At 64.4% G+C, this 13849-nt stretch carries 11 protein-coding genes; 5 read left to right on the forward strand and 6 right to left on the reverse strand.

Annotated elements, in window-relative coordinates:
• Positions 1-95: 95 nt before the first annotated feature.
• Complete coding sequence (gene ppa, locus ACP2WS_RS01830; RefSeq protein WP_374490922.1) at positions 96-626, reverse strand: inorganic diphosphatase; 531 nt, start codon at positions 624-626, stop codon at positions 96-98.
• Between the two features lie 307 nt (positions 627-933).
• Here ppa and prfB point away from each other — a divergent pair.
• Both prfB and pepN read left to right on the forward strand, forming a co-directional pair.
• Positions 934-2056, forward strand: a protein-coding gene (gene prfB, locus ACP2WS_RS01835; RefSeq protein WP_426459237.1) for a peptide chain release factor 2 whose coding sequence is annotated in 2 segments (ribosomal slippage) — positions 934-1014 and positions 1016-2056 — 1122 coding nt in all. Because the reading frame shifts where the segments join, the coding sequence is not laid out codon by codon here.
• 197 nt (positions 2057-2253) lie between these two features.
• Positions 2254-4995, forward strand: a complete 2742-nt coding sequence (gene pepN / locus ACP2WS_RS01840; RefSeq protein ID WP_426459238.1) for an aminopeptidase N — start codon at positions 2254-2256, stop codon at positions 4993-4995.
• A 189-nt stretch (positions 4996-5184) separates the two neighbouring features.
• Here pepN and ACP2WS_RS01845 read toward each other — a convergent pair whose 3' ends face one another.
• Positions 5185-5667 (reverse strand): Lrp/AsnC family transcriptional regulator, encoded by a 483-nt coding sequence (locus tag ACP2WS_RS01845; protein ID WP_426459240.1) that lies wholly within the window; start codon positions 5665-5667, stop codon positions 5185-5187.
• Positions 5668-6153: 486 nt separating this feature from the next.
• Here ACP2WS_RS01845 and ACP2WS_RS01850 point away from each other — a divergent pair, with 486 nt between their 5' ends.
• Positions 6154-7179 carry a class 1 fructose-bisphosphatase gene (locus ACP2WS_RS01850; protein WP_374490929.1) on the forward strand — a complete coding sequence of 342 codons (1026 nt, stop codon included), beginning with the start codon at positions 6154-6156 and terminating at the stop codon, positions 7177-7179.
• Positions 7180-7285: 106 nt separating this feature from the next.
• Here the strand turns inward: ACP2WS_RS01850 and ACP2WS_RS01855 are convergent, their stop codons facing one another.
• From ACP2WS_RS01855 to ACP2WS_RS01870, 4 genes are read right to left on the reverse strand one after another with little or no spacing between them, the layout of a single operon-like run.
• Positions 7286-8404 (reverse strand): ABC transporter permease, encoded by a 1119-nt coding sequence (locus tag ACP2WS_RS01855; RefSeq protein WP_426459241.1) that lies wholly within the window; start codon positions 8402-8404, stop codon positions 7286-7288.
• 5 nt (positions 8405-8409) lie between these two features.
• Positions 8410-9582: an ABC transporter permease gene (locus tag ACP2WS_RS01860; RefSeq protein ID WP_426459242.1), complete on the reverse strand. Its 1173-nt coding sequence runs from the start codon at positions 9580-9582 to the stop codon at positions 8410-8412.
• Complete coding sequence (locus tag ACP2WS_RS01865; protein ID WP_426459244.1) at positions 9579-11432, reverse strand: ATP-binding cassette domain-containing protein; 1854 nt, start codon at positions 11430-11432, stop codon at positions 9579-9581. The genes ACP2WS_RS01860 and ACP2WS_RS01865 overlap by 4 nt, the downstream gene beginning before the upstream one ends.
• Entirely contained in the window at positions 11429-12481 is a 1053-nt protein-coding gene (locus ACP2WS_RS01870; protein WP_426459246.1) for an HlyD family secretion protein, read from the reverse strand. The genes ACP2WS_RS01865 and ACP2WS_RS01870 overlap by 4 nt, the downstream gene beginning before the upstream one ends.
• Positions 12482-12667: 186 nt before the next feature.
• On the opposite strand from ACP2WS_RS01870, the gene ACP2WS_RS01875 reads away from it, so the two are divergent.
• Positions 12668-13369 (forward strand): TetR/AcrR family transcriptional regulator, encoded by a 702-nt coding sequence (locus ACP2WS_RS01875; protein ID WP_426459248.1) that lies wholly within the window; start codon positions 12668-12670, stop codon positions 13367-13369.
• Positions 13370-13496: 127 nt separating this feature from the next.
• Positions 13497-13817, forward strand: a complete 321-nt coding sequence (locus ACP2WS_RS01880) for a c-type cytochrome (RefSeq protein WP_374490942.1) — start codon at positions 13497-13499, stop codon at positions 13815-13817.
• Positions 13818-13849 lie beyond the last annotated feature (32 nt).

Here is a 13849-nt window from a genome sequence, read left to right on the forward strand (position 1 = left end):
GGACAAAAGGCTGCGCACAAAAAACTCAAGGCACCGAAGTGCCTTGTCGTGCAGAGCGAGCCGGAGACTCAGTATCCCAGCCCGGAGGGGGCTGCTCAGCCCTTGTTGTAGTTGGCCACGCCGTCGGTGATTTCCTGAGCGGCAGCTTCCAGTCCTTCCCAGCCCAGCACCTTGACCCACTTGCCCTTTTCGAGATCCTTGTAGTGCTCGAAGAAGTGGCTGATGGTCTGCAGCGTCAGGGGGTTGAGGTCTTCGAGCTTGTTGATGTGGCTGTACTGCGGGCAGATCTTGGCGGTGGGCAGGGCCAGCACCTTGCCATCCACGCCGGCCTCGTCTTCCATCTTGAGGATGCCGAGCGCACGGCAGGGCACCACCACGCCAGGCTGCAGCGCGAAGGGAGTCATCACCAGCACGTCGACCGGATCACCGTCACCCGACAGGGTCTGGGGCACATAGCCGTAGTTCACGGGATAGTGCATGGCGGTGGTCATGAAGCGATCCACGAACACGGCGCCGGATTCCTTGTCCACTTCGTATTTCACGGGGGCGGCATTGGCGGGGATCTCAATGACGACGTTGAAGACTTCGGGCAGCTTGGAACCGGGGGTGACTTTGTCGAGTGACATGAATGCTCTCTTGGGTGAGGTAAGTGAATGAAAATCCGATGGAAAGACCGGAAAAACCGCCGCACGATTCTAGCCCATGCATGCTGACCCGGGTCTTGCGGGAGCGAAGCGTGCGACAATTCTGCCCACTCTCGGGAGCAGGCCAGGAGCATCTTCTGCCCCTGCGATCGCGCTCCCGACTGGGGATTTCCCTGACCAGCGCACCATCGCATCGTGGCCACCCAGGCTGGGCGGTGCAGGGCCCTGCCCCTCCTCTCCCCTTTCTATTTATTTCAATCCTCTCTCATTCCAGCAAGGAACCATCAACATGGAAGCAGAACGCATCAACAGCATCGGCAACACCCTGGCGGACCTCAGCCGGAGGACCGATGACCTACGGGGGTATCTTTGACTACCCTGCCAAAGCAGAACGTCTGAGAACCGTCAACGCGGCCCTGGAAGATCCCGCCGTCTGGAACGACCCCAAGAAGGCACAGGAACTCGGCAAGGAAAAGAAGCAGCTCGATGACGTCGTCGTCGTGCTCGACACCCTGTCGCAGGAGCTGTCCGACAGCACCGAACTGTTCGAGATGAGCAAGGAAGAAGGCGACGACGATGCCCTCGCGGCCATCGAGGCCGACACCCAGCCCATCCGCGAACGCATCGAGTCGCTGGAATTCCGCCGCATGTTCAACCAGCCGGCCGATCCCAACAACTGCTTCATCGACATCCAGGCCGGAGCCGGTGGCACCGAAGCGTGTGACTGGGCCAGCATGCTGCTGCGGCAGTATGTGAAATACGCCGAGCGCAAGGGCTTCGGAGTCGAGATCCAGGAAGAGACGCCCGGCGATGTGGCCGGCATCAAGAGCGCCAGCATCAAGATCGAGGGCGAATACGCCTATGGTCTGCTGCGCACCGAAACCGGCGTGCACCGGCTCGTGCGCAAGAGCCCGTTCGACTCCTCCGGCGGCCGCCACACCAGCTTCGCCAGCGTGTTTGTCTACCCGGAGATCGACGACTCCATTCACATCGAGATCAACCCGGCCGATGTGCGGGTCGACACCTACCGCGCTTCGGGCGCAGGCGGCCAGCACATCAACAAGACCGACTCGGCCGTGCGTCTCACGCACGTCCCCACCAACATCGTGGTGCAGTGCCAGGACAGCCGCAGCCAGCACTCGAACCGCGACGTGGCGTGGCAGCGTCTGCGCGCCCGGCTGTACGACTACGAGATGCGCAAGCGCATGGAAGCCCAGCAGCAGCTCGAAGCCACCAAGAGCGACGTGGGCTGGGGCCACCAGATCCGCAGCTACGTGCTCGACAACAGCCGCATCAAGGACCTGCGCACCAACGTCGAGATCAGCAACACCCAGAAGGTGCTCGACGGGGATCTGGACGCCTTCATCGAAGCCTCGCTCAAGGCAGGCGTGGGCAGCGTGCGACCCCAGTAAGCGATATGGCCCGGCTGCGCCTGTGCTGCACAGGGCAGCCCGGGCAGTGCTATCGTTGGGAGCCGTCATGGACGCACATGGGCCCATGATGGCCGGCCTTCCAACCCGTCTCCCCGACCAGTGGGAGACATCCTGCCACTCCCCTTTCCGCGCCGCTCCTCCGGAGCCGCGCATGTCTGCATCGATTGGATCACACCATGTACCGTGAATCGCTTTCTCCCGCTCCCACCGTCTACCGCAAGGATTACCAGCCTCCGGCCTACTGGATCGACACGGTCGACCTGACCTTCGACCTGGATCCTGCCAAGACGCGCGTGCTCAACAAGATGACGCTGCGCCGCAATCCGGACGTGCCCGAGCAGCCCCTGCGCCTGGACGGGGAGGAACTCAATCTGGCCCGCGTGCTCGTCAACGGCGAAGGCACCTCCTTCAAGATGGAAGGCGACAAGCTCGTGCTGGAGAACCTGCCGGCCGGCCATGAACCGTTCTCGCTGGAAATCTTCACCACCTGCGCCCCCAGCAAGAACACCGAGCTCATGGGCCTGTTCATGAGCCAGGACTGCTTCTTCACCCAGTGCGAGGCAGAAGGTTTCCGTCGCATCACCTACTTCCTCGACCGCCCGGACGTCATGGCAGTCTACAAGGTCACTGTCCGTGCCGACCGCAAGCGCTACCCGGTGCTGCTGTCCAACGGCAACCTGCTCGAAGAAGGCCCGCTCGAAGACGGCCGCCACTATGCGGTGTGGCAGGACCCCTTCAAGAAGCCCAGCTACCTCTTTGCCCTCGTGGCAGGCCAGCTCGTCGCCCGCGAACAGCGCATCACCAGCCGTGCCGGCAAGGACCACCTGCTGCAGGTCTATGTGCGCGCCGGTGATCTGGACAAGACCGAGCACGCCATGCGCTCGCTCCAGCACGCCATTGCCTGGGACGAGGCCCGTTTTGGCCTGAGCCTTGACCTCGAACGCTTCATGATCGTGGCAGTGAGCGACTTCAATGCCGGGGCCATGGAAAACAAGGGCCTCAACATCTTCAACACCAAGTACGTGCTGGCCAAGCCTTCCACCGCCACCGATGGAGACTTTGACGCCATCGAAAGCGTGATCGGCCACGAATACTTCCACAACTGGACAGGCGACCGCGTCACCTGCCGCGACTGGTTCCAGCTCAGCCTCAAGGAAGGCCTCACGGTTTTCCGCGACCAGCAGTTCAGCGAAGACATGGCCGGCACCGCCACGGCCCGAGCCGTGCGCCGCATCGCCGTCGTGCGCGACCTGCGCAGCGACCAGTTCAGCGAGGATGCGGGCCCCATGGCCCACCCGGTGCGCCCCGACCAGTACCAGGAAATCTCCAACTTCTACACCAGCACCGTCTACGACAAGGGGGCCGAGGTCGTCCGCATGTACCAGACCCTCGTCGGAGTGGACGGCTTCCGTCGCGGGATGGACCTGTACTTCCAGCGCCATGACGGCCATGCCGTGACCTGCGACGACTTTGCGCAGGCCATTGCCGATGCCAATCCCGACAGCGCCCTCGCCCGGCATCTCGACGTGTTCAAGCGCTGGTACAGCCAGTCCGGCACTCCCGAGGTGGACGCTCAGGGCGTGTACGACGCCAGCGCGCGCACCTATACCCTCACGCTGACACAGACCTGCCCCGCCACTCCCAACCAGCCCACCAAGGAACCCTTCCTGATCCCGGTGCGCATGGGACTCGTGGGAACCGACGGCCGCCCGGTGCCCCTGCATCTCGCTGGCGACACCTCCACCGCAGGCGATGCTGCCCCGCTGCTCGACACCGTGCTGGTGCTCTCCGAAGCCACGCAGACCTTCGTCTTCACGGACGTGGACAGTCGCCCCGTGCCTTCGCTGCTGCGCCAGTTCTCGGCTCCTGTGTGGCTGTCGGTCAACGAAACCGAGGACGATGACGAAGCAACCGATGCGCGCAACGTGGCAGACCGCCTGCACCTGCTCGCCCACGACTCCGACGCCTTCAACCGCTGGGAAGCTGCCCAGCGCCTCATGATGGATCAGGCCATCGAGGCAGTCGAGGCCGACGAAGCCCCCCGTGAAGTGCTCGATGCGGCCACCATCGAGGCCCTGCGCGGCGTGCTGCGCCACCCCGATCTCGACCCCGCCTTCAAGGAGCTGGTGCTGAGCCTGCCCGACGAGGACGAAATCGCCGAGGAGCTCGATGAAGTCGACCCGCAGAAGGTCAAGGCCGTGAGCGAAGCCATGTGGCAGCAGGTGTCGCATGCCCTGAACCGTGAATGGGAACAGGCCTGGGAAGACAACCGCTGCACCGGGGCCTATTCCCCAGACCCCATCAGCGTGGGACGTCGTGCCCTGGCCAATCTGGCCCTGACCTGCCTGTGCCGTGCTGCCCGCGACACCGGCAACCAGATCTGGCCGGGCAAGGCCCTTCAGCGCTTCAAGGACGCCAGCAACATGACGGACCGCATGGGCGCGCTGGAAGCCCTGCTCGAAGCACAGAGCCCGCTTGCGCAGTCTGCCCTCGATCGCTTCTACCAGATGTTCCGCGAGGAGGCGCTGGTCATCGACAAGTGGTTCAACCTGCAGGCCAGCCGCACCGACGTCGATGGCAGCGTGCTCGGCACGGTACGCCAGCTCATGCAGCACCGCGACTTCACCATGACCAACCCGAACCGCGTGCGCAACCTGCTGTCGGCGTTCTGCCACTACAACCCCGGTGCGTTCCACCGCAGGGATGCTGCCGGCTATGTGTTCTGGGCCGATCAGGTACTGGCACTCGATGCCATCAATACCCAGATGGCTGCCCGCCTGGCCCGTGCGCTCGACCACTGGAAGCGTCTGGCCGAACCCTACCGGAGCGCTGCCTGCGAGGCCATCCGGCGAGTGGCAGCCAAGCCGGACCTGAGCCCCGATGTACGCGAAGTCATCGGCCGCGCACTGGCCGACTGAAGACCCTGCGAGACTTCGCACGTTCCGGAGCCTGACCGATCAGGCTCCGGACACCACAAGGGCGCCCTCCGGGGCGCCCTTGTGCATGGGAAACGGCATGAAGCGGCATGCATTGCCGCAGGGACAAGGATACGGCGGGGCATTCGAGCTGCAGACTCGGCCCCGTTCCATGCCGCCTCTGGATTCAGTTCACAGCGGCAGAGCCGTGGTGTCCTTTACCCAGTCCATGACGAAGCTGGTGGCACAGTCCTGCACGCTCGGATGCTTGAGCAGCTTTTGCAGCATGAAGCGGGAATACTCCCCCATGTCGCCCACTACCACACGCAGCAGATAGTCCATCTCGCCCGTCAGGGAAGCACACTGGGTGACCTCGGGCCAGTTCTGCACATCCACCCTGAAGCGCTCCATGGGATCGGGTCCCGGTGCGATTCCCGGACGCTGGATGCGCACATGCACATAGGCAGTCAGCCCCAGCCCCACGTGATCCTGCTCGATCAATGCAACATAGGCGCCGATGACGCCGGATTCCTCCAGCTTGCGGACCCGGCGCAAGGCAGCCGAAGGCGAAAGTTGTACTTTTTCTGCTAGCTGGTCATAGGTCATGCGCCCGTCGATCTGCAGCGCCTGAAGAATCTTGCGATCCAGCTCATCAAGAATGATTCCCTTGTTCATGGATTTAATTATGCATATTTAATGCACGAAAATTAAAAAACTGGAGAATCCTGCTGGTCGGTGTGAAGAAGTACCTTGTCTTTCGCAGCATATGGAACCACAAAACCTGCACTTCATGGTGGCAACCTACCGTATTTGATTAATACTTTAGATTAATTTAAAATGCTGCAAAAGTTCGCTCTTCTTTGTGAGCCCGCACGCAGGTATGCCCCCCATTCCAGTGCAAGCCGTCGCATTCAAAAGGCTCATGCGTCACCGCTCACACTGGTGCTCCCGTACTAAACGGGATAGCGTCCAACTATGTTACAAAAAATGAACGCATATTCACAACGATCGCACAAAGATGCATCTCTGCAGGTCATCTGGCTGACAATTCGCCCGTTGCCCTGCGTGCTCTGCAAGTGCCTGTCTCCTTCCTGCCACGAACAAGCGGGAAATCTATAATCGGATGCATCCATAGACTTTGAGCTTCAAGCCACATCCATCATGTCCTCTTCTGTCAGCCTTACCCACTATCTTGTCGACCAGCAGCGCCTGCATGGCGCCATTCCCGGGGATCTGCGCCTGCTGCTGGAAGTGGTGGCCCGCGCCTGCAAGCGCATCAGCAATGCCGTGAACAAGGGAGCGCTGGGAGGCGTGCTGGGTTCTGCCGGCAGCGAGAACGTGCAGGGCGAGGTGCAGAAGAAGCTCGACATCATCGCCAACGAGGTGCTGATCGAAGCCAACGAATGGGGCGGGCACCTGGCAGCCATGGCCAGCGAGGAGATGGACACCATCTATGTGGTGCCTTCCTGCTATCCCCAGGGGGAATACCTGCTGATGTTCGACCCGCTCGACGGCTCCAGCAACATCGATGTCAATGTCAGCATCGGCACGATCTTCAGTGTCTTCAAGAAGCCGGCCAGCCAGGAAACAGTGAGCGAGCAGGATTTTCTGCAGCCGGGCAGCCAGCAGGTTGCCGCAGGCTACTGTGTGTATGGCCCGCAGACCACACTGGTGCTCACGGTAGGCAATGGCGTGGCCATGTTCACGCTCGACCGCGATCTCGGCAGCTTCGTGCTCACGCAGGACAACGTGCAGATTCCGGCCGACACCAGGGAATTCTCGATCAACATGAGCAACATGCGCCACTGGGCTCCACCCGTGAAGCGCTACATCGACGAATGCCTGCAGGGCTCCGAAGGTCCGCGCGGCAAGGATTTCAACATGCGCTGGATCGCCAGCATGGTGGCCGACGTGCATCGCATCCTGACCCGGGGCGGCATCTTCATGTACCCGTGGGACAAGCGCGATCCCCAGAAACCCGGCAAGCTGCGCCTGCTCTACGAAGCCAATCCCATGAGCTGGCTGGTCGAGCAGGCCGGCGGCATGGCCACTACCGGACAGGGCCGCATTCTGGATGTGCAGCCCCATGCCCTGCATGAGCGTGTGAGCGTGATTCTGGGCAGCCGCAACGAGGTGGAGCGCGTGCAGCGCTACCACGAGGAAGAGGCGCAGTCGGCCAAGGCCTGACCGCCCTCACCGCCACACCTTCGGCCCCGGAATGCTGCCATGCATTCCGGGGCCGTGTGTTTTTGGAAGCCTGTCTTTCCTGTGCCCCGGAAAGCGCAGACCAGGCTCAGGTCATGCGGTGGCGAAACAGCCAGGCTGCCACGGGCAGACTGCCGGCTGAAATGAGCAGCAGCGGCCAGATGTCTTCCCTTACCTCCCAGGTGCTGGCCCCTTCCAGATAGACCCGGCGCACGAGATCGATGGCATAGCGCACCGGATTGACGGACGTGATCCAGCGCATGGCCTCGGGCATGTTGCTCACGGGGGTCGTAAGGCCGGAGAGCATGATCATGGGCATGATGAACACGAAGGCATAGAGCATGGCCTGCTGCATGTTGGCCGAGAACGCCGAAATGGCCAGCCCAATGCCTACGCTGGCCAGCGTGAACAGGAACAGCCCCAGGTACAGCGTACTGACCCCGCCCGCCATGGGCACCCGGAACCACCAGCGTGCCACCAGCAGCACGAGTGTGGCCTGCACCACGCCAACCAGAATGGGAGGAATGGCCTTGCCGATCATGATCTGTGCGGGAGTGAGCGGCGTGACGAGCAGCTGGTCGAAGGTGCCCTGCTCGCGCTCGCGCGCCACAGACAGGGCCGTGAGCAGCAGCGTCTGCAGAATGCTCAGGGAAGCGATGAGGCTGGGCATGAACTGCCAGCGCGTGTCGAGCTGGGGATTGAACCACGCCCGGCTCTCGATGCGCAGGGGAATGCTCCCACCGCCGTGCTCGGCACGCCAGCGGGCATTGAAGTCCTGCGCCACGGTCTGCACATAGCTGCTTGCAATGGCTGCAGTGTTGCTGTTGCGGCCATCGAGCACGAGCTGCAGGGGCACTGTCCGCCCTGCCTGGAGATCGGCATCGAACCGGGGGCCGAAATGCACCACGGCCATGGCACGCCCGTCCATGATGGCGCCGTCGATGCCACTGGCATTGGGCAGGGTCTCCACGCGCTGGAAGGTGCCAGAGCCTTCGAGCCGCGCGATGAAGTCGGCCGCAGCGGCCCCGCGGCTTTCGTCGAGCAGGGCGTAGCTCACATGGGGGATGTCGAAGGTGGCCACATACCCGAAGAGCAGCGACTGCACGATCACCGGCACGGCCAGCACCACGCGGCTCTTGGGGTCCTTGAGAATGGCCAGCAGTTCCTTGCGGCACAGATAGAGAACGGACAGCAGCCAGATCCGCATGGATATCACCCTTCGAGCCGCTTGCGGGTACGCCGCAGGGCAATGAGCAGAAAGAACACGGCGTAGGCCGTCAGCACGGCCGCATCGCGCAGGATAAGGGGCCAGGGCGTCCCGGCCAGGAAGAGATTCTTGAGCAGCTCCACATAGTAGGTGGCCGGCAGCAGGTGCCCGACCACCTGCACCGGGGTCGGCACGCTGTGCAGGTCAAACAGGAATCCCGAGAGCAGCAACGCAGGCAGGAAGCTGAGGATGAGGGATATCTGGCTCGCCAGGAACTGGCTGCGGGTGACAGCCGAGATGACGAGGCCCATGCCCAGCGACACCAGCAGGTACAGCATGGAAACCCCGATGAGCACCGCGAGCGAGCCTTCGAGCGGCACGCCGAACAGCCACCGCGCCGCAGCCAGACACAGAAACAGTCCGATCATGCCCACTCCGAAGTACGGAATGATCTTGCCCAGCAGGATCTCGACAGGATGCACAGGAGTGACGAAGAGGGATTCGAGCGTGCCGCGTTCCCACTCGCGTGCCATGACCAGCGAGGTCAGAAAGGCCCCCACAATGGTCATGATGATGACGACCAGCCCCGGCACCAGATACCAGGTGCTGCTGTTGGCCGCGTTGAACCAGACGCGGGGCTCGATGCCGACCTGCCCCGTGCCGGCAAGGCCACTGCCGACCCCTGCGCTGCCCTGCCGGTCGAGTGCCACCTGCGCGGACTGTCCCAGTGCGGCCTGAAGGTAGAGCATGACGAGCCGGGCGCGGTTGGCCTCGACCCCGTTGACGATGACCTGCACACTGGCCTGCCCCTGCACCAGATCGGCATCCAGCGCGGCAGGCAGCTGCACGATGGCATCGACCGTCCGGTCACGCAGGAGCGTTTCGGCCTGGGCCTGGCTGCGCACAAGCACCGGTTGCAGCGTGCCGCTGCCACGCAGGCCGGCCATCAGCCCCTGAGCCTCGGCGGAATCATGGGGCATGACCACGGCGACGGGGGCATGGCGCACATCCATCGACAGCCCATAGCCGAAGAGCAGGATCAGCACAATGGGCAGCACCATGCCCACGGCGAGGTTGCCCGGATCGCGCAGCAGCTGGTGCAGTTCCTTGCGCACCAGTGCCATGATCCGGCGCAAGGAGCCTGACCCGACCAGGGCGCGAAAAGTGAATCGGCTCATGTCGGGCTCTCCCCTGATGCCACTGATGCCCCAGATGGATGAGGAATGGCGTGACGGCGCTCGTCTTCGACAATGGCGATGAAGGCCTCGTCCATGGTGTCCACTCTGGCACCTTCCTGCGCGGCCCGGGCCCGCACCTCGGCGGGGGTGCCAAGTGCCAGCATCCGGCCGGCATCCTGGATCAGAATGCGGTCGCAGTACTCGGCCTCTTCCATGAAATGGGTGGTCACCACCACCGTGGTGCCTGCGGCGGCCAGCGTGGTGATGCGACGCCAGAAGTCGCGCCGCGCGAGCGGATCGGCCCCACTCGTGGGCTCGTCGAGAAACAGGATCTCGGGCCGGTGCAGCAGCGCAGCCGCCATGGCCATGCGCTGTCTGTATCCGCCCGGAAGCCGGGCCGTGGGCGTGTGGTCATGCTCCCGCAGCCCAAAGGTGGTGAGCAGCTCCTTGATGCGCGCCTGCAGGGGGTGGCCAAACAGGCGATAGGCACCGCCGAAAAAGGTGAGGTTTTCGCGCACGGTGAGGTCGCCATACAGCGAGAACTTCTGCGCCACATAGCCGATGCGCCTGCGGGCCTCGGCACGGGCCGTGCGCAGGTCGACACCCGCCACCCGCAAGGTGCCCGATGTGGCGGGCAGAAGCCCGCACAGCATGCGGAAGGTCGTGGTCTTGCCGGCACCGTTCGGGCCCAGCAGACCGAAGATTTCCCCCCTGCGCACCTGGAACGTGGTGTGGTCCACGGCCACGAAGTCTCCGAAGGCACGCACCAGATCGCGAACCTCGATGACGGGAGCCTCCTCCTGCACAGCCCTGGCCGTCGCAGGCGACGCTGCCTGGGCATGGGCTGTCGGTACGGCATCAGACGCAGGGCCCGAAGCAGCGGCCACGTTCTGCCGACGCTTCTGCCAGAGCAGAAACATGAAGGCATCTTCCAGCCGTTCGGGCACAGGACGTCCGGCCTCCTGGGAGGGCAGGCTCACGTTCCGGCCCAGCACCCAGCGCACGGCCCCGCCCTGGGGCACGGCATCCACGGTACGCGGATCGTCCATGAGGCGTGCCTGCAGCATGCGGGGCGGCTCTGCCGGAGCGGGCTCGCGCATCCGCACCTGAATCTCTGCCTCTGCCCGCAGGTCAGCCGGCCGGCCCTGGGCCAGCACGCATCCTTCGTGCAGCACCACGACCTGATCGCAGCGCTCGGCTTCGTCGAGATAGGAGGTGCTGACGATCACGCTCATGCGCTCGTGCTCCAGGAGGCGCTGGACGATTTCCCACAGTTCGCGGCGCGAGAGCGGATCGACACCCACCGTGGGTTCATCGAGGAGGAGGAGATCGGGGGCGCGCACCAGGGTGCAGGCCAACCCGAGTTTCTGTTTCATCCCGCCGCTGAGCTGCCCTGCCAGGCGAGCGGTGAAGCGGGTCAGGTCGGTCATGTGCAGCAGCCGCGCATAGCGCTCCCGGCGTTCTGCAGCCGGCACGCCATGGAGATCGGCATAGAGATCGAGGTTTTCCTGCACCGTCAGGTCTTCATAGAGGCCAAAGCGCTGGGGCATGTAACTGATGCGGCTCTGCAGGGCTGCAGACTGGGTGCGCGGGTCGAGCCCCAGCACGGCGAGCTCGCCCGTGTCGGGCAGCATCAGGCCCGCCATGAGTCGCAGCAGTGTGGTCTTGCCAGCGCCATCAGGGCCGACCACGGCGGTGAGGGCCCCTTCGGCCACCTGCAGGGAGACGTTATGCAGGGCATGCACCACGGGAGCGCCCTTGCGGGAAGTGCCGAAGTCGATGCCGAGCCCCCGTGCCTGCACGGCCCAGCGCTTCTCTTGCGGCACCCCCACGCCCGTGGGGGTACTCATGACGCGTGGCCGGTTCCCGTCCCGGCGGCAGAGCCCGAGGAAGGAGCGGCGCCCAGCGGGATCGTCACTGTGGCCGGCATGCCCAGCCGCAGCCGATCCTGGGGATCCTGCGCCTGCACCCGCACCTCATAGACGAGCGAGCTGCGCAGCTCCTCGGTCTGCACGGTCTTGGGCGTGAATTCGGCCACCGACGAGATGTAGCCCACGGTGCCATCGAGCGGATGCCCGGGCGCGCTGTCGATGCGGATGCGGGCCGCCATGCCCGGTCGGATGCGGCCCAATGCGGACTCCGGCACATACACGCGCACCCATTTCCCGTCGGTCAGCGCCAGAGCGTAGACCGGCTTCTGGGGATTGGTGAGGTCTCCAGGCTCCTGGAGCCGGCTGCGAAGAGTGCCGTCGAGCGGTGCGACCAGCTGTGCATCGGCCAGATTGCGCTGCAGCAGCGCCAGCTGGGCCTGTCCGGCATTGCGCTGGGCCGTGGCTTCGGCCACATCCTCGCGCCGTGCCCCGGCATGCAGCAGTGCGCTGGCCTCGCGCAGGGCATCGAGCCGGGACTGTGCCACGTCGCGGTTGGCGCGCGCATTGTCGAGTTCCGTGGCGCTCACCGCCTCCCCCGCACTGACGCCGGAGGCCCCCTCCAGCCGCGCGAGCTGGATGCGGGCCAGCCGGAGCTGGGCCTCGGCTCCGCGCACATTGGCATCGGCCTGCCGGATCTCCTGCGGCCGGGCCCCGGTGCGCAGCCGGCGGAGCTGCTCGTCCCGGGCGCCGAGCTGGGCCCGGGCCTGGGCCACCTGCAGGCTCAGGGTAGAGGTATCGAGCTCGCCGAGCAGCTGGCCCTTGCGGACGTGATCTCCCTCGCGCCCCAGCAGCCGCGCGATGCGCCCGGTGGCATTGAAGCCGAGCGACACCTGTCGCATGTCCACGTTGCCCTGCAGCGTGAGCTCCCCGGCTTCGCGCTGCTGCAGCCGGTGACGCTGGTAGAGCCCGCCTCCCACGGCCGCACAGACGGCCAGGGCAACTGCTGCAATGGTGATTTTCTTGTTCATGACAGACCCGACATTCGTGGACACCCTCCACCTGGCATGCATGGCAAGAATGCGCCCTGCTGCTGCGCAGTGTAGCGCCGATCCGCCCATAGTTCAAATAGTGATTTGAACTGTATGATGCGCATGTGGACTTGCCTCTTGCGGTGCAGGGCCCTGTTCCTTCCGTTTCCAGTCTGCGGAGTCGCCATGCCCCAGTCCTCCCCCTCTTCTCCAGCCCCGGTTTCGGGACGCCATGGGCGCAGCGATGGCATGGTCACGCGCCAGCACCTCATGGACGTGGCGGGGCAGCTCATTGCCGAGCGCGGCTTCGATGCCACTACCAGCAAACAGATCTGCGAGGCAGCCGGGGTCAACATGGCCAGCATCAACTACCACTTCGGCAGCCGGGAAGCCCTGTATGCCGAACTGCTGGTGCAGGCGCACCGACACTGGATCGGGCTGGATCTGCTGCGCGCCATTGCCGAGACGCCGGGTGATGCCCGCTCCCGGCTGTGCCGTGCCATCGACGCTTTCGTGCAGGCCTCGTGTCGGGAGCATGGCTGGCATCTGCCGCTGCTCATGCGTGCGCTCATCATGCCCTCGCCGCTGCTCGATCCGCTGATCGAACAGGAGATCCTGCCCAAGCGCACCATCATGTGGCGGCTCATTGCCGAAGCGGCCGGCCTGCCCGAATCGGACCCGCGCGTGCCCGCGTGCCTGCTGAGCATCATGGGCCCCATCCTGATGCTCTTCCTGATCCATCGCCAGACCATGCGCCGCGTGATCCGCGACTTCCAGGGCGAGGAAGCAGCGCTCTCGGCCCATTTTCGGCACTGGGCACTGGCAGGGCTGGATGCGCTGCAGCACGCCCCCGCTGCTGCAGGGCCTGACACAGGAGTTTCCGCCTGACGTGCGCAGGGCAGCACAGAAGGGACCCTGGATTTCCTACAATCGGGGCCCGAAGCCCTGCGCACAGGGTGCCATCGCCGGTCGCGCCGCGTCCCGTTTCTGCCCCTGAGTGAGTCCGTTGTTGCCCATGACCAGAATTTTTCCCGCCCTCCTCCTGGCCAGCCTGTCGGCACTGCTGCTGTCTCCTGCCCGGGCGGCCGACGAGATGGCCCTGGCTGCCAGCCGCAACTGTCTGGCATGCCACAAGACGAGCGACCGTGTGATCGGCCCCTCGTTCCATTCGATCGCAGAGAAGTACCGCCATCATCCCGAGGTCACGCGCATGCTGACCGACCGCGTGCTGCATGGCGGATCAGGGAACTTCGGCATCGTGCCCATGCCTCCGAGTCCCCAGGTCACACCGGCCGAAGCCCGGCGTCTGGTGGACTGGATCCTGCAAATGCGTTGATGCGCTGTGGAACGGGCCAGGCCGCGCCCTGC

Source organism: Brachymonas moutaii (nom. illeg.) (assembly GCF_049977365.1).
Lineage (GTDB): Bacteria > Pseudomonadota > Gammaproteobacteria > Burkholderiales > Burkholderiaceae_C > Brachymonas.

What these genes read in the sequence shown, in the direction of transcription:
- ACP2WS_RS01865 (WP_426459244.1), bottom strand. Translation starts at nt 11,432, where the DNA reads ATGAGTACCCCCACGGGCGTGGGGGTGCCGCAAGAGAAGCGCTGGGCC.
- ACP2WS_RS01860 (WP_426459242.1), bottom strand. Translation starts at nt 9,582, where the DNA reads ATGAGCCGATTCACTTTTCGCGCCCTGGTCGGGTCAGGCTCCTTGCGC.
- ACP2WS_RS01855 (WP_426459241.1), bottom strand. Translation starts at nt 8,404, where the DNA reads ATGCGGATCTGGCTGCTGTCCGTTCTCTATCTGTGCCGCAAGGAACTG.
- ACP2WS_RS01845 (WP_426459240.1), bottom strand. Translation starts at nt 5,667, where the DNA reads ATGAACAAGGGAATCATTCTTGATGAGCTGGATCGCAAGATTCTTCAG.
- pepN (WP_426459238.1), top strand. Translation starts at nt 2,254, where the DNA reads ATGTACCGTGAATCGCTTTCTCCCGCTCCCACCGTCTACCGCAAGGAT.
- ACP2WS_RS01875 (WP_426459248.1), top strand. Translation starts at nt 12,668, where the DNA reads ATGCCCCAGTCCTCCCCCTCTTCTCCAGCCCCGGTTTCGGGACGCCAT.
- ACP2WS_RS01870 (WP_426459246.1), bottom strand. Translation starts at nt 12,481, where the DNA reads ATGAACAAGAAAATCACCATTGCAGCAGTTGCCCTGGCCGTCTGTGCG.
- ACP2WS_RS01850 (WP_374490929.1), top strand. Translation starts at nt 6,154, where the DNA reads ATGTCCTCTTCTGTCAGCCTTACCCACTATCTTGTCGACCAGCAGCGC.
- ppa (WP_374490922.1), bottom strand. Translation starts at nt 626, where the DNA reads ATGTCACTCGACAAAGTCACCCCCGGTTCCAAGCTGCCCGAAGTCTTC.
- ACP2WS_RS01880 (WP_374490942.1), top strand. Translation starts at nt 13,497, where the DNA reads ATGACCAGAATTTTTCCCGCCCTCCTCCTGGCCAGCCTGTCGGCACTG.